This is a genomic window from Shewanella khirikhana (assembly GCF_003957745.1).
Taxonomy (GTDB): domain Bacteria; phylum Pseudomonadota; class Gammaproteobacteria; order Enterobacterales; family Shewanellaceae; genus Shewanella; species Shewanella khirikhana.
In genome coordinates this window covers 4,771,205-4,794,255 of record NZ_CP020373.1, presented here as the reverse complement: position 1 = coordinate 4,794,255, position 23,051 = coordinate 4,771,205, and the positions used below count along the sequence as shown (strand labels likewise).

Sequence of the window (23,051 nt, the reverse complement as noted above, 5' to 3'; positions counted from 1 at the left end):
TATACTGGCCACCAACCAATATACTGGCCTGAACCCCAGGCTAAAGCATGTATCAATAGGATAAAACGATGACTAATTCTACATCACAGAGCAAACCACTGACAGTGATCACCGGCGCCTCTTCGGGCATTGGTGCCGCCCTCGCCCGCACCTTTTCGGCAGCCGGTTTTCCGCTGCTGTTGCTGGCCCGTCGCCTCGAGCCCATGCAGGCAATGGCGCTGCCAAACACCCTGTGCAAAGCCGTGGATGTTACTGACATAGACGCCATCAAGGCCGCCGTTAAGGATGCCGAAGCCGAGTTTGGCCCTGTGGGCTGCTTTATCAACAATGCCGGCGTGATGCTGCTCGGCGAAGTGCATCGTCAGGATCCAGCCGAGTGGCAACGTATGCTGGACATCAACGTGATGGGCGTGCTCAACGGCATTCATGCGGTACTGCCAGAGATGAAGCGCCGCAAAACCGGCACCATTATCAACATCAGCTCCATCGCCGGTCGCAAAACCTTCCCTAACCACGCGGCTTACTGCGGGACCAAGTTTGCGGTGCATGCTCTGACCGAAAACATCCGCGAAGAAGTGGCTATGGATGACGTACGCCTTATCACCATCGCCCCCGGCGCGGTGGAAACTGAGCTGTTAAGCCACACCAGCGATGAGAACATCAAGGCTGGCTATGAGGATTGGAAAACCCACATGGGCGGCGTACTTGCTGCGCAAACCGTGGCCGATGCAGCCCTGTTTGCCATGAATCAACCACAGTCCGTTTGCATCCGTGAAATCGTGCTGGCCGCCACCCGTCAGCAGCCCTGATCCACGTTTATTTGACTGCCGCCCTCCCCTAAAGAGGTAGTTAAGGGGAGGGTGATGTTCAAAAATGTCACAGAGATCACACGCCCTTAACCATTGTTTTCCGCAAAGATTTAGCAAAAGCTTAAATACGAAATCACTATTTTTCTTACACTTACACACATTTCATTAGATTTTTTTCAATGAAATTTTTATCAATTAGATAAATTTCATGGATCTGATCCAGTTCAAATTTCCTTATCGCACCCTTTGTTAAATTTTAGGCAACAGGAAAACGAGGGAGCCAGGCTCCCCGCTCAGGGAAGAAAATCAGCCAACCCGCGAAAGGAAGATGATGATGAAAACCACCTACTCAATTGGCCTCGGATTGCTCCTTGGCCTGATCCTCGGCAGCAGCGCCCTGGCAGCCGACGGCGGTAACCCCAAGAAAGGCAAACACCTCTACAAGAAAGAATGCAAGGCGTGCCACAGCAAGGGCGACGCCGCCGGTGAACTCACCCCTATGACCAAGACTATGGCCCAGTGGGACAGATTCTTTGAAAAGGATCTGCACAAGGGCAAGCCCGAGGTCTTCCAAAAGCTGTCTGAGAAAGATCTGAAGGATATTCAGCAGTTTCTCTATGACCACGCGGCCGATTCCGACCAGCCACAGACCTGCGGCTAAGCGGCATCAGCCCGGCGGCTAAGCCTCGCCCGTAAATAACGGGCAGATACCAGCAAAATATTCCCGGGTTGCGGGACAGATGGGGCAAGCCCCAGGGCCTCGTACAACCCAAATTCGACCGGAACAACCGGTCAGGAGTGTGAGTATGCGTACCCTTATCTCTCTGGCAGTGGCAAGTGCACTGGGATTCACTCCCCTGCTGTTTACCCCTCAGGCGTTGGCGGCTGACACCACGGCATCCAGCGATCAGGCCAAAATCGAGCGACTGCAACAAAAAATCGATGAGCTATCTGAAGAGCTGGCAGACCTCGACAGCCGGGTAAACAAAACCGAGCGTCACACGGCGCTGGACCGAATTACCTTCAGTGGCGATTTTCGCACCAAGGCCCACTCACTGCACTACCGGGACGTGACCTGGAACCCCGGCATCAAGATGAATTTCGACGACTTCGGTCGCCGCGCCATGGCCGGTGAATATGGCGATCCCATGGATCCGACCTCTCCTCTGGGCAAAATGATGACCGCCAATCCCGACATGGCCGCCGCCTTTATGGCAGGGCAACTCTCGGGGGTTATGCCCTGGGCCCTTGGCAGCAAAAACACCTACGACATCGACAACGATCTCTATTACACCACCCGGCTGCGGCTCGATATCAAGGCCAAGGTATGGGACAACGTCAACTTCGCCGGTCGCCTTGCCATGTACAAAAACTGGGGCGACTCCACCGGGGTACAGGTATTTGATTCCTGGCGTTCTTTCTCAATGGATGGCACCAACTCAGGCAACACCAGCGGCGACTGGCTGCGGGTAGAGCGGGCCTACTTCGACTGGAAAAACATCGGTGACAGCGAGTTTTACCTGTCTATCGGCCGTCGCCCTTCCACCTATGGCCCACCGTCCCATATCCGCGAAAACGAACAGCGCGGTGGCACCCCATCGGGCCATCTGGTGCACTTTAATTTCGATGGCGCCACCCTGGGTTATAACCTCGGTGAAATCACCGGCATCGAAGGTCAGGTGGTGCGCTTCTGCTACGGCCAGGGCTTTGAATCCCAATGGGGTAATGGCGAGCTGTTTGGCAATCTGCTGACCAAGGACACCCACCTTGGCGGCTTTAATATCGATGTGATTAATGACGGCAACCACTTCCTGCAGCTGACCCTGTTTGGCGCCAAAGACATCAACGATGGCTTTAAGGGCACCATGGCCTTCCCCAACGAACTGGCAGCCATTTTCGCCCCTACCATGTACCAGGACATGCAAAAGTTCGACAGCTTCAACTTCGTCACCCGGGTACAACCCAGCGGCGTAATTGGCGACATGTACCTGGGTGGCCTCGGTTACCTGTATGAATCCGATGAAGATTTTAAAGCCTTTGCCTCCCTTGGCTGGACCCGCGCCGAATCCAACGGCAACGCAGGCATGTTTGGCGGCCTGCTCACCGACGCGACCTTTACCGGCAAGCTCAGCGCCGATGGCAGCGAGCTGCTGATGGTGCCCATGGCCGCCGAAAGCGATGCCGCCCACGATGGTTACGGCGTTTATATCGGCATGCAGATGCCCGCACCCTACGGCAAGTTTGGTCTCGAGTATAACTATGGCTCCAAATACTGGAGCCCCTTCACCCAGGCCCAGGACGACCCCATCGGCAGCAAGCTGGCGACCCGTGGCCATGTGGTTGAGGCCTACTACCTGTTCGACGTGAACCCACGGATGTTTATCAAGCTCGCAGGCCTTTACTACGACTACGAGTACACAGGCTCGGGTACGCCGGTGGGCGCGCCAGTGAAGGTGGATGACGTGCTGGCGGGCAGCGCCTATTCACTACTGCCGGTGGTGGATACCGCCATGGACATCAACGCCTCACTCACAGTGAAGTTCTAACCTCATCAGGCCCCGGCACCGCCGGGGCAGGAGTTTGACCATGAGAACTGTTTTCTCCCAATGGGCCCTCGCCCCCCTGTCCGGTCTGATGCTGCTGGGCAGCGGCATGGCAGCGGCCGACAATCCCCACAAAGAAGCCATCGAAGGCCCCTTCGCGTCGGGCACAGAAGTCACCCAGCAGTGTCTGGCGTGCCACGAAGATGAAGCCCACGACTTTATGAAAACCTCCCACTGGAGCTGGAGCCTGACCCAGGAGCTGCCCGGCCGCACAGTGGAGCGCGGCAAGAAGAACGCCATCAATAACTTCTGTACTTCGATTGCCGGTAACGAGCCACGCTGCACCAGTTGCCACGCGGGTTACGGCTGGAAGGACAGCAGCTTTGATTTCTCCGATGCAGCCAAAGTGGACTGCCTGGTGTGTCACGACACCACAGGCACCTACGTCAAAGATCCCGCAGGTGGGGGCGAGCCACTGGCCAAGGTGGATTTGGAAAAGGTGGCCAAAAACGTCGGCAAGCCGGTGCGCGACAACTGCGGCAGTTGCCACTTCTACGGTGGTGGCGGTGATGCGGTGAAGCACGGCGATCTCGACTCTTCCATGGCCTACCCGGACAAAACCACCGATGTGCACATGGACTCAGACGGCAACGACTTCCAGTGTCAGGACTGTCACCAGACCGAGTCCCATGCCATCAGCGGCAATGCCATGGGCGTGTCTCCCGGCGGCATCGACCACATTGGCTGTGAAAACTGCCACGAAGCGGCGCCGCACAAAAACAAGAAAATCAACCAGCATACGGCCACTGTCGCCTGTCAGACCTGTCACATTCCCTTCTTCGCCCGCAACGAAGCGACCAAAATGAGTTGGGACTGGTCCACCGCGGGTCAGGACAGGGAGGAAACCCTGGACGAGTTCGGCCGCAAGACCTTCCAGAAGAAGAAAGGCAGCTTCACCTGGGGCAAGATGGTTAAGCCATCCTACGCCTGGTACAACGGCAAGGCCGGTGCCTACATGGCGGGCGACCCCATCAAGGCCAATGAAGTAACCCGTCTCTCTTACCCTCTGGGTGATATTCAGGACGCGGGCGCCAAAATCTATCCGTTCAAGGTGCACACGGGTAAGCAAATCTATGACAAGAAACACAATATTCTTGTCACCGCCAAAACCTACGGCAAAGGTGGCTACTGGTCTGATTTTGATTGGGACAAGGCGGCAAAACTCGGGATGGAAGCCAACCCCACACTCAAGGCCAAGGGCATAGCCTACAGCGGTGAATATGGCTTTGCGCCAACTGAAATGTGGTGGCGTATCAACCACATGGTGTCGCCAAAGGAAGAAGCGCTCAAGTGTAATGCCTGCCACAACGGCGGCGTTCGCCTCGACTGGAAAGCCCTGGGTTATGACGGCGATCCGATGAAAAACAAGCACGGCCCAAGACACAACTCAGGCAATTGATACCAGAAGGATACCAACACACGATCATCGCCCGCACGGCGGGCATCTCCACCAGCGCGGACGGCTCAATTTTGGCCTTCCACGCTGGGCTCCACGACTTGATATTTCCTGCATACTCCAGGCACTCGCTCCCGCCTGAGCCGGCAGCCAAAGCGTTTCAGGCTGCCGGTCTTTTTAACTTCTGTTAACACTTCCAGTTAAAAAAGGCTTTGGCATCCAGCGGCTTGGAATACACATATCCCTGAATTAAGCTCACGCCCTGCGAGCGCAGATACTCAAGCTGCACGTCATTCTCTACCCCTTCAGCAATCATCTTCAGCTCAGATTCTTTGGCGAATGAGATAATCGCATCCAGGGTCTTGCCGTTGAAATTGTGCTCCTGACCTATGGTATCGATGAACATCTTGTCGATTTTAAGGGTGCTGACACCGAGGTTTTGCACATAGGTAAAGCAGCCGTAGCCGGTACCGGCATCGTCCAGCTTAAGGTCGATCCCCAGCCCATAAATCCGCTCCAGCAGCGACTTGGCAGTGTCGATATCGGTCAGCGGCAAACGCTCGGTAATTTCCAGCGATAACCTGTGCACGCCAAGCTTGCCGGACGCCACTATGGCCTCAAGTTCTTTCAGCAAGGCCTCGTCATAGAGGTGGGCAGGCACAATGTTAATACTGAAAAACAGCGGCGGCTTTTGCCTGCCAAAACTCGCCACATCGGCCACCACCCGGTCCAGCATCACCCGGGTCATAGGCAATACCAGCCCCGAGGCCTCGGCAAAGGGAATAAACTGGTTCGGCGGCACCAGGGTGCCATCGTTTCGCTGCCAGCGCATCAGCACCTCAGCGCCCACCAGCTCGCCGGTTTGCGAGTCCACAATCGGCTGATAGAAAGGCACAAACTCGCCGCTTTTTACCGCCTGGCGAATTTGATAATCCAGCGAGCTGCGGTTTTTAAGCCACATCCAGTAAAACAGCACCGACAGCAGGCCGAACACCAGCCCGACCAGGAAGCCAATCAGGTTGCTGACCCGGTAATACTGCTCCAGAAAATCCTGATTGCCCGCCAGCTCGTAAGTGGCTTTGTAGTAAGGGGTTTCGATAAGGGTTTTATTGCTGACCACAGGGTGGCCGTTAAAGCCGGTGAAGCCGAATTCCAGCAGGGGCTCGGCCTGAAAACTGATGCGATAGGTAAGGCAGTTTTCGCAGCTTAAAGGCAGAAAGTGCTTGGGTTCGAGGCGGGAAAAACTGCCGATATAGTTATAGCCCTGCATGTGGCGCACCAGCCCCACTTCGTAGCCGACGCGACCATCAATATCCAGCTGCACCACTGTGATACTGTATTTGTCGCTCACCCTGTGCATCATGTAGGTGGTGATATTGCGGTCGATTTCGCCGCTGGAACACAGCTGCTGACCATCTTTAAATACGCCCATCCAGCGCAGAAAACTGGCGTTAAAGACTTCCTGACGCAGCTGTTTTTGTTTCTCGGAAGAACACTGGGTGCTGAGATCCCACTCAGGCAAGCGCTCCATCACAGCTTCGGACTCAGTAAAGTAAAGCCTGAACTTGCTGTCGAGCAATTCGGCGTCCCGTTTAATCGCCTGGGTGGCAAAGTAGTAGTCCAGCCCTCGGGTCAGCATCAGACCGCTCAGGAACATCAACACAAACAGTAAAAAGGCACGTTTCCAATCCATGGTACAACCCGATAATCCACCAGTGTATGGCGTGATTATTCATGAATGCGATGCGGTTAACAACGGCTCGGTACCAATCTCAGCCATTCCTATCAGTCGTTTTGACGAGGCAACACTGACACATTCAGCGCAGCCTTATTTCGCGCCCCTGAGCTCAAATGCCGCAGCGCCAACCCACCGGCAGGGGCAAAATGCCTATATCTAAAGACATAGACGGAAATTTTGTCCCACCCACCTCTGCCAAACCGGCTAAATCCATGACTTTTACGGACAATTACCGACCATAAAGCTGGCACCTAACTTGCTGAGTCAAAAGACTAATTATCAAACAGGCAACCACAATGCCCACTGCTGCCCCAAACAGGCTCGCCGAATTTTCCGGCGCCTTTGCCGATTTGGGCACCTTTCTGCCGCTGGTGCTTGGGCTTATTGCCCTCAACCAATTTTCACCTCAGGGGATTTTCCTTGGCTTTGGGCTGTTTGCCTGCGCCACAGCCCTCTATTACCGCCGCCCAATTCCGGTGCAGCCGATGAAAGTCATAGCCGCACTGGTGATTGCCCAGCAGCTCACCCCCGGCATGATGCAGGCCAGCGCCATGTTGATGGGTATTATCCTGCTGCTGCTCGCGGCTTCCGGTGCCATCAGCTGGCTGTCGCGGCAAATCTCTCAGGCAATCAGCGTGGGCATTCAGCTCGCCATTAGCCTGCAACTGCTGTGGATGGGGCTGAAGATGATGGCCGGGGCCCCCGTGCTCGGCTTTGGCGCCTTTGCACTGATTTTTGCCGCCCGCTTCTTCCCGCTGAAGTACCTTGCCATGCCGCTGGTGATAGCCCTTGGCATGCTGTGGCAATACCAGAGCGGCGCCGAGCTTGGGCACAGCTTTAACAATACGCCCTGGCATCTGGGTTGGCCCGATGCCGCCGACTGGAGCGCCGCTGCTACCTTGCTGGTTCTGCCGCAGCTGGCGCTGACCCTCACCAATGCGGTGATTGCCACCTCGGTAATGGCAAAAGACAAGTTCCCTGAAGATGCAGCCCGTTTCAGCCCCAAGGCACTGGCCACCAGCTCCGGGCTTGCCAATCTGCTGCTTAGTCCTCTGGGCGGCGCCGCCATGTGCCACGGTGCCGGCGGCCTGGCGGTGCAATATCATTTTGGCGCACGCGAGAAGTGGGCCGGGCTGATTTTTGGCGTTACCTGCCTTGGCATTGCCATCGGTTGGGATCAGAACATAGCCTGGCTGCTGGGGCTCATCCCCATGGCGATTCTCGGTAGTCTGCTCTCCACCGCCGGACTGCAACTCGCCTGGTCCAAGCGCTTCCTCGATGGCAAGCCCTATTGCCTGTTTGTGATTGGCGCCACCGCCATCGTCAGCCTGAGTGTGAACGCTGCGGCGGGCCTTACCGTCGGCATGCTGCTGGAATTTGGCCGCCGTCAGTGGCAAAGCCAGAGCCAACCGGGCTGACAGCAACAATTGCACGCCCGCGCCAATGCCGTCTGGCAGCAGCGCGGGCAAGGCTTTTTTGCACTGGCAACTCAGGCTGGCGCGATTAAAACTGCCGCGGCGGATTATGGGGCGTGTCCGGCTGAGCCAATGCCCAGCGGGCAATCTCGTCTTTTCGCATAAAGCCCACACCGCCGTGGCTGCGGGCATACTGAATAAAGGCATCCAGCGCCGTCACCAAGGCCGGAGTGCCGCCGATACGGTCGTGGACACTGATAGACATCATGCGCCTGCGACTGCCGCCTTCACGGTACAGACAATCAAACTCGTCCTTAAGCTCCTGTAAAAAGCCGCTCGCCGTCATGGCGGTATTGGCACCAAAACGACCTATATCATTGTTTCTCATCGTATAAGGCACCACGGCAAATGGCTTCCCATCCACAGGGATAATCGAAGGCTCATCGCGGCTCAGATCGTCAATATGGTAGATAAAGCCAAGCTCGCGCAGAATGGACAGGGTGCGCTGTGTATGACGCATCCAAAAGGCATTGAAGCCCACAGGTCGCTGGCCGGTAATGCGCTCCAAGTTGGCCATGCTCTGAACATAGGAGGCGCGCTCTTCGGCCTCGCTCATGCGATATTGAGGCGTCCAGCTCTGGCCGTGGCCCGAAATCTCATGGCCCTCATCGGCTACCTGTCTGGCCAGTGCCGGCGCCAACTCGGCGGCCTTGCCCACCATGTGTGACGTGACCTTAATGCCGTGGCGGCGCCACAGTTCAAGCAGTCTGGGAATGCCTTCATTCATGCCGTAGGCATACCAGCTGGGGGTGATGGTATCCACAAAGCCCGGCTCCATTGGCGGAAACGGTCCCTCGGCGGTGGCGCCCTGAGCACCGGCTTCAAACTGCATCGAAATAGAAATAACCAGCCGCTCACCACCCGGCCAAAATATGGTTGGCTCGCTGCGCTGGGGCTCGCCCGCACCGCCCGGCGCGTTGCTGTCGATGGTTGGCAGGCCACTGGCGGCGCCAATAGCCGCCGCGCTGCCCTGACTTATCCCAAGCGCCATCGCCATGGCCCCTGAGCCCATTAAAAATCGTCTGCGTGAATTCATACTTCCTCCAAATTCATCCAATAACTGCACTCGGCCGCTTAGCCGTGGGCGGGATAGTCGATATAACCTTCAACGCCGCCACCAAACAGCGGCCCCTTCCCCAGTGGCGCCAAGGGCCAGTCGTGCCTGAGTCTCTCGGGTAAATCCGGATTTGAGATAAAGGGCCTGCCGAAGGCGACCAGATCGGCATAGCCCTTGGCCAGCACCCATTCGGCGCGGGTCTTGTCGTAACGGCCAGCCACTATGATGCAGCCGGAAAACGCCTGTCGCAGCGCCACCCGAAAGCCATCGGGAATGGTGGGCGCATCGTCCCAATCCGCCTCGGATAAATGGATGTAGGCAATGCCCCGGTGCTCGAGCATCGACGCCGCCAGTAAAATGGTGTCGACAATCTCGGGGCAGGCCATGTCTTTAAAAGTGACGTAGGGTGCCAGCCGCACCCCCACCCTGTGGGCGCCGATTTTGGCGGCGATGGCGTCCACCACTTCCAGCAAGAAGCGGATCCGCTTTACCGGCGAGCCGCCGTAGTCGTCGGTACGTTTGTTGGAATTGGTTCGCAGAAACTGATCGATTAGATAGCCGTTGCCACCGTGCACTTCCACCCCATCAAATCCAGCCTTGATGGCATTGGCCGCTGCAGTGGCAAAGTCGTTGACCACCCGTTGGATATCCTCACCTGTCATGGCACGGGGCGTGGGGCAGTCCACCATTTCGCCTTCGCCATTGTCGTTGGCAATCCAAACCTGAGTGCCGGTGGGAGCAATGGCCGACGGCGCTATCGGGGCCAAACCATTTTGGAACAGCGGGTGCGACACCCGGCCCACGTGCCACAGCTGGTTGAAGATGCGGCCGCCCGCCTGATGCACTGCATGGGTCACTCCGCGCCAGCCACCGATTTGCGACTCGGTATGCACGCCGGGGGTAAAGGAATAGCCCTGGCTGTCTGGGGATATTTGGGTCGCCTCGGTCACTATCAGCCCTGCCGATGCGCGCTGGGCATAATAGGTTGCCATCAGGGCATTGGGCAGATTGCCGGGCTGACTGGTACGTGAGCGGGTCATGGGCGCCATCACAATACAGTTGGACAGCGTCAGCCCCTTTAAATTGAATTCATCAAATAACGACATAGCGATTCTCCTTGCCATTGTGGACAACTTTTGAACTGTCGCTATTGTCTGCAATAAAATCCTGATTGATAATTGGCCAATTATTTAAATTATTTTCAAATTAAATTTGAAATGTATCATCTCAACGATCTGCAATTAGCCCTGAGGGTCGCCCAGCTGCAAAGCCTGTCGGCGGCCGGACGTGAGCTTGGACTGACACCTGCGGCCGCCAGTGCGGCGCTGCAACGGTTGGAAAAGAAACTGGGCTGCCAGCTCTTTGCCCGCTCCACCCGCAGGCTGCAACCAACCGAAGAAGGCCAGCTGTTTATCGATGCTGCCCGTAAGGCGCTGGGCGTGCTGGAGGAAGCGGGTACGGCGCTGGCGGAAAGCCGGGGCGAATTGAAGGGGGAAGTGCGGCTGGCGCTGCCATCGGATCTGGGGCGTAGCCTTATCCGCCCCTGGCTGGATGAGCTGATGGACACGGCGCCGTCACTGCGGCTGCAGTATTTTTTCGGCGATCAACTCACTGATCTTATCGGCCAGAATCTGCACCTGGGGCTGCGCTACGGTCAGCTGGGCGATTCCAGTCTGATGCGCAGGCACCTGACCCATGTGCACCGGGTTGCCGTGGCCTCCCCCACCTATCTTGCTGCGCAAGGGCGGCCGAAATCGCCGCAGGAACTCAGCCAACATCAGGTGCTGATTCTTAACCGTGGCGGCGAGCCTTGGCAGCGCTGGGAGTTTCGCGACAAAGAGGCGCGGCTGCAGGTGGAAGTCAGCGGGCGCTATGTGGCCAACGATGGTGCGGTGATCCGCGACTGGGCGTTGGCAGGCAAAGGGATAGCCTTTAAAAGCTGGCTTGATGTGGCCAAAGACGTACACGCCGGGCGGTTGGTAAACCTGTTCCCCCGAGCCCAGACCGACAGCGTGCCGCTGCAGCTGGTATACCTGCAAACCGATTACCCCAGCATGAAACTGCGGCGGGTTAGCGACTTTCTCGCCGAACGCATTCAGGCATTCGAGCGGGCCTTTCCGCTGATTTAACTGAGCTCCCGGGCATTGGGCAAACACACCCTGACCATGCAGCCCTGCTGCCAGGGAAGCCCATCATCGGCGCCAATATTGCGGATGCTGAGCTTGCCGCCGTGGCGCGCGACCACATCGCGGCAAATCGCCAGCCCCAGCCCCAAACCATCCCGCTTGGTGCTGGTAAAACTGGTCAGCACTTCAGTTGCTTCGAGCAGCAACCCGGTACCGTTGTCGGCCACCTCAAGGCAAACACCTTTGAGCTCGAAGCTGAGTCTGAGCAGAATGTGTCGCGGCCGCGACACCTCTGACAGCGCATCGAGGGCATTTTTCACCAGATTGACCAGCAGCTGACTCAGGGCCACAGAGTCGCCAAGCACCGGCCGCTGAGTGCCAATCACCTCCCGGTGCAGCACCACATTCAGATTGCCAAGCTCGCGCTCAAGCAGGCTCAGGGTATCGCCAATCAGCAGCGGGAACTGCAGGAGTTCGCTCTCGCCGCGCTGGCGTTTCAACAAACTGCGAATACGATGCACCACGGCACCCGCCCTGAGGGACTGGGCGTGAATTTTCCCAAGTAGTTCATAGTCCTGACTCGATTCGAGCGCCCGAAACTTCAGCCCCTGCAAACCGCCTTCGCTGTATTGGGTGATGGCCGCAATGGGCTGATTCAGTTCATGGGCCAGACCGGCGCCAATCTCCCCAAGCACGGCGGCGCTTTGCATCCGCTCCAGCATCAGCTCCTTGTCCCGCAGCGAACGCTCGGCGGCCAGCAGGCTGTCACTCTTTTGCCGAAACCGATACTCAAGCCAGAGGTGATACAGCATGCCGCCAAGCAGCAACAGAACGGCACCGATGGCATATTCGCGGTTGGCCTTGAGCCAGCCCAGCGCCAGCTTCAGCGGCTCGGCGCCCGTGCCGTGCAGCTGCAGTTCTTCATAGAGTTTTATCACCGTGAGCTGGCTGATGGGGGCAGTCCAGCCCAGGGTTCTGGCCGAAATCGCCGCCTCCGACCCCGGCGGCAACTCGAACAGCGCCTTGGTCACCGCCTGGGTGATGCGGGCAGGCACCTTGTCTGAGGCGGCAAAAGACCAGTTGGGATAAAGACTGGTGCTGATTTCACAGTCATAGCCCTCCGGGCGTACGGCATTGATGATTCTGAAGTCTTCCCGCCGGATTAGGCCCGAATCGACCATTTCTTCCAGGGTGCAAAAGGGAGTGATGGCGCCATCGACCATGCCATCACGTACCTGATACACCAGCGGCTCCAGCGGAAACCCCAAAAAGCGTACATCGGCGAAGAAATTGGCGGCATCCAGTCCGCGACGGTTCAGCAGCCCGATGGTGGCCTGATAGCCCCCGAGCGCCTGCGGATCCGACGCCACGATGCGTGCCCCCTTAAGCTGCTCAATGTTCTGCACCGGACTGTCGCTTCGCACTATGATGGTAGAGCCAATGGCATAGGTGGCGCCGTTATGCTTACGGCTGCGCATGGTGGCAAGCCAGGACAGCGGCATCTCGTTCGACAGGCTCAGATACTGGCCGGGATTGGTGACAATAAACTGGATCCGTAAATCCAGCAGCGACTCGCGCATATCATCAAAATCCACCGGCACCACTTCGAAGCGATTGCCGGGCACCCTGTCAGACAAATACTGCATCATCCCCTGCCAGCGCTGTTTGGCCTCGGCCACCCCATGATTTGCCAGCACCCCAACCCGAAACACGGCTTCAATGGGCTCATCGCCCATTTCCGCGTCGGTGGCACCAAGCTTGAGCGGCCACAGCAAAAACGCCAGCAGCCACAGCAGCGGCAGATACACAGCCGACCGTGCCCCGACACGTTCAAACCCGCTGACCCAGTACGCCCCCACCCTTGCCTGCCTTCTTCCAAAGCTTTTGGTTATTGTGCCGTGACAGTGCCAACACCAACGTGAAGCCAGACGCAAAATCACCTGTCCGGCAGTGATCCAGCGCCAACTACCGCACATCCGGCTTGCCGGGCGGGCCAGGCTTTTTTAGGCTGGACGAAAAGAGGGGGATGCGACCATGGCGCTCTATCTGGTTGATGATGACGAGGCAATCCGCGATTCACTGAGCTTTATGCTGGGACAGTTCGGCCGCCAGGTGACCAGCTTTGCCAGTGCCGAGGCTTTTTTGGCGGCGGTGGATGTGAGCCAACCCGGCTGCCTTATTCTGGATAGCCGGATGCCGGGGCTGTGCGGCGAAGCGCTGCAGCGGGAACTGAACCGCCAGCAGAGTCCGCTGGGGATCATCTTTTTAACCGGCCACGGCGATCTGCCCATGGCGCTGTGCGCCTTTCGTGAAGGCGCCTGTGACTTCTTCCAAAAACCGGTGCAGGCCGCGCCTTTGTGCGATGCCATCGATAAGGCGACCCTGCAAAGCCAGCATCGCTTCGACACCATGGCACTGAAACAAAAGCTGGCTGCCCTGAGTCAGCGCGAAGCCCAGGTACTGAAACTGCTGACCGACGGGCTGACCAACAAGCAGATTTCCGAGACCCTGTTTTTGGCCGAGCGCACCATTGAAGTGCACCGTGCCAGCTGCATGAAAAAGCTCGGCGTGCATACCCTGGCCGAACTGGGCCGTTTCGCCTGCAGCCAGCCGGGGTAATACTGTCGTTATCAGCGGCCGTATCAGGCAGCAGCGACAGCCTTGGTTTTTTGTCTGTTGGCCCTGAGCCGGGCTATCAGAACTGACAGGCCGAGCATCGCCAGCGTGGGCAACAACCAACTGGCAAAGCTGTCAAACAGCGGCAGATGGGCAAGCAGCTTAAGCGCCTTATCACCAAACAGCCCCAGAATATGGCCCGCATCAATCAAGCCAAAGCCGCTGGCCGTGGCCAGCACCAGCCCCTGAGCCAGCCGACTTAAACGGCGGCGCAGCGGCGCGATAAGCAGCAAGGCAATCGCCAAAGGATGCAGCGCCACCACCACAGGCAGGGTGATGGTGAGCAGGGTATCCAGCCCCAAATTGGCCACCAGCGCCGACACCAGCAGACTCACACCGACCGCCTGACGATAGCGAACCTGACGGAAGCTCTTCTCATAAAACTCACTGCCGGCGCTGGTTACCCCAATCACAGTGGTCAGGCAGGCCAGCAACATCACCAGCGCCAGTATCAGGCTGCCCGCCGTTCCCAGATGCGCCGAGGTAAAGCTGGTGAGAATAGCGCCGCCATTGGCAAACTCCCCCACGGCGCCGCGGCCAAGCCAGGCCAGCGCCAGATATACCAAGGCCATGGCAAAGCCATACATCAGCGCCGCCAGCAGGGTATAACGGCTGGTGAGTTTGGGGCAGTTGACCCCAAATCCACGGATGGCAGCAAAAATCACCCAGCCAAAGCCAATGGAGCCCAAGGCATCCATGGTCATGTAACCCTGGGTCAGGCCTTCAGCAAAGGGGCGGGTGGCATAGGCGCCGGTTGCCACGCCTATCTCAGGGGTTTGCCCCAGAGCCAACGCGGCCAGCACCCCAAGCAGGATAAGCAGCATGGGGGTCAGCAGCTTGCCAACCCTGTCTATCAGCCGTCCAGGGTGGAAACAAAACCAGGCCGACAACAGACAAAAGCCCAGAGTAAAAGGCAGCAGCAAGGCATCATCTCCAGCTGGCGCCAAGGTAAACTCGTAGGCGACGGTAATCGCCCTTGGGATCACAAAGGCCGGTCCTATGACGATAAACAGCAGCACCCAGAAGCTTTTGGCAAACCAGTTGGGCAGATGCGCAGTCAGATTTTCAGAGCCGCGGCACAGCGCCACCATCACCAGCGCAAACGCCGGCAGACCGACACCGGTCAGCAGAAACCCGGCCATGGCTGGCCAAAAGGCATCACCGGCCTGATACCCCAAAAAGGGCGGAAAAATAAGATTGCCTGCGCCCAGATACATGGCAAAGGTTAAGAAGCCAAGGGCGGCGATATCGCGGAATTTCAATGTGATTACCTCAACTCGGGGAACCGGAAGAGGCTGGAAAGAAGAGAAAACACTCGCTGCCAGCCTCAGTGAAGGCTGGCAGAAGTTTCCCGTCAGCCCTGAGTAGAGAACAGGGAGAGCAGGAGCAATAGGCCGGTCACGCGCGCAGCACCGGCCGGAGCGGGTTTGGCTGAGTGATGTTGGGCTTTTTGCTGGGTATGCTTTTGCATGATGCACCTGTGTGGTTTTACGCTATGCCCGGTTGGGCGGTGCAAATTACAGCAGTTTCCTGTGACAAAAACAAGGGATCGGCGCACACTTTGTGCAATATAATCAACATGTTAAACCAAAGATAATCAATTGTATCCATTTTGATCTTTGCTCGTATTTTAATCAGGGTGGAACATTGCCATATTTAGCAGTCGTGTAACAATAAAGCCTGTGTTCACCTCTGCGAGCAGCCCATGAAACCTTTTCTCAATCTGAACGAGCTTTGCCTCCAGCCCGACATGGGCGAGCAAAGTGAACTTGGCCAATATGGCGAAACCAGCTTTGCCGTCAGCAATCTGATAGGTGCGAAACGCCTCGGTTACAGCGTCTCGATAGTGCCGCCCGGCAAGCGGGTATGCCCGTTTCATAACCACAGAGCCAATGAAGAGATGTTTCTTATTCTGGCAGGCTCGGGCACCCTCAGATTTGGTGAGCACAGCTACCCGGTTGGGCCGATGGACATCATCGCCTGCCCGCCCGGCGGCCCGGAGGTCGCCCACCAGCTTATCAACAGCGGTGACATTGACCTTAGGTACCTGTGCCTGTCGACTCAGGATGAGGTGGATGTGTGTGAATACCCGGATTCAAATAAAATTCTCGCCATGGCAGGCCCTCAGGGCACGCGCACCCTGCGCCACATGAGCCGCAAGCAGGATGCGGTGGATTATTGGGAGGGTGAACTTGGCAGCGACGAGCCGTGATGCGCTAGCGCTCACCCGTTGAGCGCTGGAAAGCAAATTAGCTTAGTATCAATACTTTAATGCTGGCAGCACAGAAGATCTGCTCTCAATCAAAAGCGTTCAATATTAGCGCCAGGCAAAAGCACGTAAGCACCTAACCACCTAAGCACGTAAACACCTAACTACGGCGGCTGTACAAGGCAGCGAACGAGTCCTGCGTCTTTACTCCGACCAGTACATCGCCGAGGGCCTGCAGCTGGTATTGATAGGCCGCATTACCCATGCTGATACGCTTTACCCCAAGTTGCGCCAGCCGGGCAAAATCCGGCAGTTCCGGCATACACATCAGATTCAGCGGCAGCGCGGTTCCGGCCACTATTGCCGCAATATCCGCAGGCTCGGTCAGGCAAGGCACGAACAGACCATCCGCTCCGGCTGATTGATACAGCGCCGCCCGGCTCAGAGTGTCGGTTTTGGCATCCGTGCACTGCAGCAGATAAGTGTCGGTGCGCACATTGATAAACAGCGATTTTCTATGGTCACCAAGGGCAACACACAGCGCACTCAGCCCAGCGGCAAACTGCGCCGCGCTCAGCAGTTGCCGCACCCCAGCCATCACCCGACTGTCTTCGATATTGATGCCACTGACACCCAGCTCCAGCAACTGCACAATGTTATTGGCAATCTCTGCCGGACTGTTGCCATAGCCCGCTTCGATGTCCACCGTCAGTGGCAAGCTGCTACTGGCACGGATCCTTTTGACCAAAAACAGCAGTTCATCAAAGCTCATCCCTTCGCCGTCCTCATAGCCAAGGCTTGCCGCCATCGCCGCACTGGAGGTGCCAATGGCGCGATATCCCAGCTTCTGGGCCAGTTGCGCGCTGGCGGCATCCCACACATTACCGAGCAGCAATGGCTGCCTGGCTGCAGATAAGTCGAAAAAGTTCATCGTTGGCTCCTTGATTGCCCCTGTTGAATACAGGCCATCATTCATCAAAGGCCAAGGCCGCACTGGCGGAAAACGGAAGCGAACCGAAAAGAGATGCACACTGAAGAAAGAAAGAGCTGAGCGCGAAAGCTGAAGCCAGGGAGGCTTAAGCCGGGAAAACTGAAACCGGTAAAAATGAAACCAGAGAAGCCAGCGGAAAGGCGCGGGCGAACCCGCCCTTTCCTCAATGTTACGAAACTCGGTTAGCGGCGCTGGCTCATCAGGCGGTCGAGGCAATGCACTACCTGCATGCTGGCACTCTCCATTTCGTCCAGATGCCTCGCCATGGCATTCAGATCGCCCTTCTTGCAGGCATTGAGCGCAGCCTGTCCTTGCTCATGTACCTTGCGATGCGGCGCATCCAGTTCACGATAGCCGCTGTAGCCAGAATAGAGCTCTGCGCCCTGCCCCTGGCTGTACCACTTACCCAGCCGGCACTGGGTATGGTCAGTCACGCTCTGAATGGTGCCGGGTTGCTCCAGCATCCTATACACGCCCGATTTCCACACCGCATGGTCAAGTTTGGTGGTGTTGAGGAAGGCCGTCAGCGCGCCATGCTCAATCACCTGCTGCATCTGCTGGCTCTTACTCAGAACATTGCTCACCACCGACGAGATCTGACCGGAGGAGGTAGCCACATCCACGGCACTGCTCTGGTTGGCGTCGATAATGCCCTTGATATCACCGGCCTGGGCCACGATTTGCCTCACCAGCATCTCAATTTGGTTGCTGGCTGTGTGGGCCTTGCTGGCAAGCTGACGCACTTCATCCGCCACCACGGCAAAACCACGCCCCGCCTCACCGGCGCGGGCAGCTTCAATGGCGGCATTAAGCGCCAGCAGGTTGGTTTGCTCTGAAATGGCCTGAATGGCCGACACAAACTGACTTATGGCCGAGGTGGTGCTGTCGAGCTGCTCGACAGCAGCGCGGCTGCGCCCGGCCTCCTCGTTAATGGCCTCAGCACGGGCGCCCAGGCTTTCCACCGCCTGACGGGTTTGGGTAAAGAGCGCATCCACTTCCACCAGCGCGTCTTTCTCCCTGAGCATCTCTTCGGCGTTGGCGGCCATGGCGTCACGCACCGCATGGAGCATCTCGCCGCCCTGATTCTGACAGGCCATCACCTGTGCAAAACTGTCGAGCTGCTGCACGCAGGCCTCTGCACCGGCTTTTTGTTCGGCCAGCTGTTGCTTAAGCACGGCAATCTCCTGTGCATGCCGCTCTTTTGCCTCAGCCAATTGCTGCTTAAGCGCCGCGTTGTCCTGTTTCAGTTGCTGCCAAAACCACATAGTTTCTCCAAAATGTCGCTGTTGCTCAGCCTATTAGGCACACATTAAGTATTGGAGAACAAGCCCAGCTTTCAAGACGCCATGCCATATATCTTTGGTAGTAGTTCAGCAATTGTGCTCAATATCACCCAAAAGCCCGTCAGTGCCGGGGCTGGCAAGGGATCAGACACAAGAGTTCAGAGGCTGTGGTTTGCACCGGGGTGCGACACAGGGGGTGCGACACAGTGTCGCAGTTTGCCGCTTTGGGTTTGTGCATCCATGCCGGGTTCACAAAAATAGGCCATCTTTTCCAATACACAACAAGAAGATGCAGACCAAACTCTCCCCTGTTTTCCTGGCCCTTATGCCTTTTGTCTCACCGCTGGCGCTGTTTCCTGCACTGCTGACCTCCTCTGCCGCCAGTGCCAATCAGGTGATGGATGAAGTAATTGAAGTGCGCTCACTGCGTGAAACCTCGGTGGTGCAGGCCAGCAGCCACAGCGCTCCCCACGTCGACATCAGCGAAGTGCTGCGAAGCCTGCCCGGCGCTGATATCAACCGCAACGGCCCCCTGACAGGCATAGCCCAATACCGTGGCCTGTATGGCGATCGGGTGCATGTATCCATTGACGGCCAAACTCCGGCAGGAGCGGGCCCCAACGCCATGGACACGCCGCTGTCTTACGCGGGTGGCATCCTTACCCAAAGCCTTGAAGTCGACCGCGGCATCTCGCCTGTAAGCCGGGGCACAGACACCCTGGGCGGTAGCGTGCGCACCAGTGAAAGCCAGGCAATGGCAGGCGAAGTTTCGGGCCGTATCTCGGGCCAATATCAGACAAATGGCGAGCAATATCGCCTCGGCGCCAAAACCAACCTTGGTGGCGATAATCATGCGCTGCTGCTGTACGGCGAAACCCTGCAGGGCGATGATGCCCCCGAAACCGGCGCGGGCCGCGAGATCCTGCCCGGCGTCTACGATAAAACCCTGGCCGGCGCCAAGTACCGTTACTACCGCGGCGACAGCTTTATCGGCCTTGGCGTATCGCATCTGGAAACGCTCAACTCCGCCACCCCGGCACTGCCGATGGACATCGACTATATCCGCACCGACAGATTCAAGCTCGAAGGCCGCTCCATGCTTGCCGCCGACTGGCAGCTGGACTGGGAGCTTGGCTATAACGATGCCCGCCACGGCATGGATAACTACAGCCTGCGGATGAAGATGCCCACGATGGCGCCGCGCTACAATAGCGCCGATGCCCAGAGCTGGCAGGGCAAGTTGACCCTTGGCAGCGGGGATTGGCTGTTTGGTGCCGACTTCAGACAGGCAACCCACGACTCTGTGATCACCGAGCCCGGCAAGCCCATGTTCCGGGTAGACAGTTTTGCCGGGGTTGAGGATGCCAGCTACAGCCTGTTTGCCCAGTGGCAAACCGCCGTTGCCGACTGGCAATGGCAGCTGGGCGCCCGGGTAAAACACTACCGTTTCGATGCCGATGAAGTGAGCCACTCCATGGCCGCCATGAAGCCCGCCATTGCGGAGTTGATGCACCGCTACAACAGCGCCGATCGCAGCCAAAGCGACACAGGGTTTGACTTGGTTGCCAATGGCCGCAAACCCATCAATGACGAACTGAGTCTGATTGTTGGCCTGGCGCACAAGCAGGCCAGCGCCAGTTATCAGCAGCGCTATTTGTGGGTGCCGATGCAGTCCACCGGCGGCCTTGCCGATGGCCGCACCTATGTGGGCGATATGGATTTGGAACTGGAAACCGCCTGGCAGCTGGAACTGGGGCTGGAACTGAACCAGGGCAATCTGGCGCTGAGCCCGAGACTGTTTATCAATCGCATCGATAACTACATTCAGGGTCTGCCAACCGATGATGCCGCCATTATCGCCGCCGGTGATGCCAATACCCTGGTATTCAGTAACACCGACGCCCTGCTGTACGGCATGGACGTGACCGCCGACTGGCAACTCACCGAGGTGCTGAGCCTTGATGTAAACGCCCTTTACGTGCGTGGCGAGCGCCGCGATGTAAAAGACGACCTGTATCGCATTGCGCCGCCTTCAATCGCCATGGGACTTGAGTATCGCCGTGGCGACTGGTTTGCCAGATTGCAGGGCCGCGCGGTTGCCGCCCAGGACAAGGTGTCAGAAGTGCAGCAAGAGCTGAACTCCAGCGGTTATGCCACCGTGGATGTGGCCGCGGGCTGGGAGTCAGGTGCCTTCGCGATCAAGGCCGGGGTCGACAACCTGTTTGATATTGAATATGCCGACCACCTTGCCGGTTACAACCGGGTGGCCGGTGGCGATATCGCCATGGGCGAACGTATGCCCCAACCCGGTTTGAATGCCTGGGTGATGGCGGATTATCGTTTTTAACAGCGGATTTAAATGTCGCGTCCGGGCACGCATAAGCGCTTGCGTCTATGCGCCGCCTGGCATTGGGTTCACATCAGAATGGCAAATGCACGACTGCAACGCTTAAATGACGGCAACGGTGCAAAGACTGCCACTCTGAAAAGACTTCCACTCGCTTGAACCAACCCCCGCCTCTGCGGGGGATTTTTTTATCCAACATTTAGCGGTAGTCAACAGTCGTCAGGGCTTTTTGGCCAATTTGCGCTGCAGGGTACGCCTGTGCATACCGAGCTGGCGCGCCGTGGCCGACACATTGCCCTCGTTGGCGGCGAGCACCTGCTGAATATGTTCCCACTCAAGCCGCCTTGGGCTCATGGGCGCATCGAGGCTCTCATCCACGTCCGCTGTTTGTTCATGCTGGGCTAACGGCGAATTTGCCTCCTCTGCACCGCCGCGGCGTTTCGCCTCCGGCAACAGGGTGGCGAGTAAGGTCTGGCTGTCTACCGGCTTGGCAAGGTAGTTGTCGGCGCCGAGTTTTACCGCCTCCACCGCAGTGGCGATACTGGCAAAGCCGGTCAGCAGCACTATATTGGCAGCGGGCAAACTGGCCCGAAGCGGCGTTATCAGCTTAAGGCCGCTGGTCTGTTCAAGCTTCATATCCAAGAGCACATGGCTTGGCTGCCAGCTGCGGGCGCACAAAAGCGCCTCTGTGGGTTCACTCACGTGGCGGCACTCAAAACCGTGGCGACTTAAGCGCCTGCACAGAGCCGCGCCATAGGCGAGGTCATCCTCCACCACCATGAGTCTGAGTGGGGACTTCAGTTTGGATTGCGTGAATTGGGAAGATTGAGCGCTCTGGCTCATAACCCAGCCTCCTCGGCACAGAGCAGTGGCAGATACACGCTGGCGATACAGCCGCTGGCTGAACCCGTTGCAGCGCCCCTGGAAGAAATACCGCCTGTTGCATCGGGCGACATATTCGAAAGCACAAGCTCGCCGCCGAGGCGCTCGAGGCTTACGTGGGTCAGCATCAGCGCCATGCCAAGCCCCTGCTCGCTCGCCACTGGCCGTGCGCCCAGCGCTTGCAGCTGCGCCGCATCAATGCCCTTGCCTTCATCGCGTATGGTCAGGCGCAAGCGATTGTTGTCCACGGTGGTCGCCGACAGCCACACCCTCGCTTCACCGGTTTGCTGGCGGGAGGCGCGAGCGCCGTTGTCCACCAGCGCCAGCAACGAAGGCAGCAGGCTCATGTCGCTGCAAAGCCGCCGGGCCTGCACTGATTTATCGAGCTCAATCTCTATGCTGACATCGGGCATCAGCAGCAGCACCCTGTCCGCCAGGCTACTACACAGCGCCTCTACCGACACCACCGCCTGATGCCGCTCGCGAATAGCCTCGGTGGCGGCGCGAAGCTCGCTTAAGGTGGACTCACAGCGCCTGAGCGCGAGATCCATCTCGGCAGGCAGCTCAGCTACGCCTACTGCCGCGCCTGCTGCCGCGTTATTTCCAGCGCCATTCCCAATGTCATCGGCAGCCTCCTCCATGGCCTCGTCAACCAGTAGCCGCAAGGTGGCAAGCGGTGTCGCCAGTTGATGACTCATCTGCGCCGACGCTGTGCCCAGTGCCAGCAGCTGCTCCTGACGAAGCTGGGACTCCCGAAGCGCTGCAAGCCTGGCATCGGCTGCCCGCAGGCGCCGTGAAATCAGCGCCACGCTGGTGGTCAGCACCAGGGCGCTCAACACAAAGTTAAGCCACATGCCTATAAAGTGAGAGTTCATGCCGCCGGCATCGGTCATCTCATGTCCCATATGGGCATGGGCACTGTGCATGCTGCCCGCCATGTCGCTGCTGTCCGGCGCGGCAAACAGCATCAGGCTGTAGGCGGCCGTGGTCAGCGCCGCCAATGTCCAGGGCGCCCAGGAAGGCAAGGTGACGGCGGCAATGGCAATCGGCAACAGCAGCAACGAGATAAAGGCGTTGGTGGCGCCGCCGCTGAAATACAGCCAGGAGATCCACAGCAGGGTATCGATAAGCAGGCTGATAAAAAGCCCGCCGCTGTGGCGCACTATGCCGTGCCTGAGCCACAGGGTAACGCCAAGATACGCAAGCTCGATGGCAAACACGTACTGCAGTGGCTCAGTTTTCAGCGACAGCCCAAAGGCATCGGCGCCAAAGAAGGTGAGTACCAATTGCAGCAGCAACCCCAGCGCCCGCAGGGTAATAAGCTGATTGGCCGCCAGTGGCGAATGGGAAAAACTCTGAGGCATAGGAGGCAAAAATGGCCGGGTAGCAATAGGTTGCTGCTATTTTACCCTTATCCCCGGTGCAGAACACTGACCCGGCACAAAAGCAGGTTAAAAAG

18 protein-coding genes are annotated in these 23,051 nt (G+C 57.8%); 9 read left to right on the top strand and 9 right to left on the bottom strand.

Translation table 11 applies throughout. From position 1 onward, the window contains the following. Positions 1-68: 68 nt before the first annotated feature. From STH12_RS21000 to STH12_RS20985, 4 genes are all read left to right on the top strand, one after another. Complete coding sequence (locus STH12_RS21000; RefSeq protein ID WP_126169347.1) at positions 69-809, top strand: SDR family oxidoreductase; 741 nt, start codon at positions 69-71, stop codon at positions 807-809. 331 nt (positions 810-1,140) lie between these two features. Next, entirely contained in the window at positions 1,141-1,470 is a 330-nt protein-coding gene (locus STH12_RS20995; protein ID WP_126169346.1) for a c-type cytochrome, read from the top strand. Between the two features lie 145 nt (positions 1,471-1,615). Then, the gene (locus STH12_RS20990) at positions 1,616-3,355 is read left to right on the top strand and encodes a DUF3373 family protein (protein WP_126169345.1); all 1,740 of its coding nucleotides are present in this window, start codon (positions 1,616-1,618) and stop codon (positions 3,353-3,355) included. A gap of 88 nt (positions 3,356-3,443) precedes the next feature. Continuing rightward, positions 3,444-4,811 carry a tetrathionate reductase family octaheme c-type cytochrome gene (locus tag STH12_RS20985; RefSeq protein WP_126169610.1) on the top strand — a complete coding sequence of 456 codons (1,368 nt, stop codon included), beginning with the start codon at positions 3,444-3,446 and terminating at the stop codon, positions 4,809-4,811. A 184-nt stretch (positions 4,812-4,995) separates the two neighbouring features. On the opposite strand, the gene STH12_RS20980 is transcribed toward STH12_RS20985, so the two are convergent. After that, the gene (locus tag STH12_RS20980) at positions 4,996-6,501 is read right to left on the bottom strand and encodes an EAL domain-containing protein (protein ID WP_126169344.1); all 1,506 of its coding nucleotides are present in this window, start codon (positions 6,499-6,501) and stop codon (positions 4,996-4,998) included. 341 nt (positions 6,502-6,842) lie between these two features. Between STH12_RS20980 and STH12_RS20975 the strand changes: the two genes are divergently transcribed. Next, on the top strand, positions 6,843-7,964 hold the full coding sequence (locus STH12_RS20975) for a putative sulfate/molybdate transporter (protein ID WP_126169343.1): 1,122 nt from the start codon (positions 6,843-6,845) through the stop codon (positions 7,962-7,964). 85 nt (positions 7,965-8,049) lie between these two features. Here STH12_RS20975 and STH12_RS20970 read toward each other — a convergent pair whose 3' ends face one another. Then, entirely contained in the window at positions 8,050-9,057 is a 1,008-nt protein-coding gene (locus STH12_RS20970) for a polysaccharide deacetylase family protein (RefSeq protein ID WP_126169342.1), read from the bottom strand. 38 nt (positions 9,058-9,095) lie between these two features. Then, positions 9,096-10,184: an alkene reductase gene (locus STH12_RS20965; RefSeq protein WP_126169341.1), complete on the bottom strand. Its 1,089-nt coding sequence runs from the start codon at positions 10,182-10,184 to the stop codon at positions 9,096-9,098. A 111-nt stretch (positions 10,185-10,295) separates the two neighbouring features. Here STH12_RS20965 and STH12_RS20960 point away from each other — a divergent pair, with 111 nt between their 5' ends. After that, positions 10,296-11,207: a LysR family transcriptional regulator gene (locus tag STH12_RS20960; protein WP_126169340.1), complete on the top strand. Its 912-nt coding sequence runs from the start codon at positions 10,296-10,298 to the stop codon at positions 11,205-11,207. Here the strand turns inward: STH12_RS20960 and STH12_RS20955 are convergent. After that, entirely contained in the window at positions 11,204-12,940 is a 1,737-nt protein-coding gene (locus STH12_RS20955; RefSeq protein WP_126169609.1) for a sensor histidine kinase, read from the bottom strand. The two genes, STH12_RS20960 and STH12_RS20955, sit on opposite strands and share 4 nt — an antisense overlap. A 298-nt stretch (positions 12,941-13,238) precedes the next feature. Here STH12_RS20955 and STH12_RS20950 point away from each other — a divergent pair, with 298 nt between their 5' ends. Then, on the top strand, positions 13,239-13,823 hold the full coding sequence (locus STH12_RS20950; RefSeq protein WP_126169339.1) for a response regulator transcription factor: 585 nt from the start codon (positions 13,239-13,241) through the stop codon (positions 13,821-13,823). Positions 13,824-13,846: 23 nt separating this feature from the next. Here STH12_RS20950 and brnQ read toward each other — a convergent pair whose 3' ends face one another. Then, positions 13,847-15,142: a branched-chain amino acid transport system II carrier protein gene (gene brnQ, locus STH12_RS20945; RefSeq protein ID WP_218567768.1), complete on the bottom strand. Its 1,296-nt coding sequence runs from the start codon at positions 15,140-15,142 to the stop codon at positions 13,847-13,849. Between the two features lie 443 nt (positions 15,143-15,585). On the opposite strand from brnQ, the gene STH12_RS20940 reads away from it, so the two are divergent. Continuing rightward, entirely contained in the window at positions 15,586-16,092 is a 507-nt protein-coding gene (locus STH12_RS20940) for a cupin domain-containing protein (protein ID WP_126169338.1), read from the top strand. A gap of 157 nt (positions 16,093-16,249) precedes the next feature. Here the strand turns inward: STH12_RS20940 and STH12_RS20935 are convergent, their stop codons facing one another. After that, complete coding sequence (locus tag STH12_RS20935) at positions 16,250-17,020, bottom strand: isocitrate lyase/PEP mutase family protein (RefSeq protein WP_126169337.1); 771 nt, start codon at positions 17,018-17,020, stop codon at positions 16,250-16,252. Positions 17,021-17,262: 242 nt separating this feature from the next. Beyond that, positions 17,263-18,345, bottom strand: a complete 1,083-nt coding sequence (locus STH12_RS20930; protein ID WP_126169336.1) for a methyl-accepting chemotaxis protein — start codon at positions 18,343-18,345, stop codon at positions 17,263-17,265. Between the two features lie 307 nt (positions 18,346-18,652). Between STH12_RS20930 and STH12_RS20925 the strand changes: the two genes are divergently transcribed. After that, on the top strand, positions 18,653-20,710 hold the full coding sequence (locus tag STH12_RS20925) for a TonB-dependent receptor plug domain-containing protein (protein WP_237158684.1): 2,058 nt from the start codon (positions 18,653-18,655) through the stop codon (positions 20,708-20,710). 219 nt (positions 20,711-20,929) lie between these two features. On the opposite strand, the gene STH12_RS20920 is transcribed toward STH12_RS20925, so the two are convergent. Continuing rightward, complete coding sequence (locus STH12_RS20920) at positions 20,930-21,553, bottom strand: response regulator transcription factor (RefSeq protein ID WP_126169335.1); 624 nt, start codon at positions 21,551-21,553, stop codon at positions 20,930-20,932. Further along, positions 21,550-22,956 (bottom strand): sensor histidine kinase, encoded by a 1,407-nt coding sequence (locus STH12_RS20915; RefSeq protein WP_126169334.1) that lies wholly within the window; start codon positions 22,954-22,956, stop codon positions 21,550-21,552. The genes STH12_RS20920 and STH12_RS20915 overlap by 4 nt, the downstream gene beginning before the upstream one ends. Between the last annotated feature and the right edge of the window lie 95 nt (positions 22,957-23,051).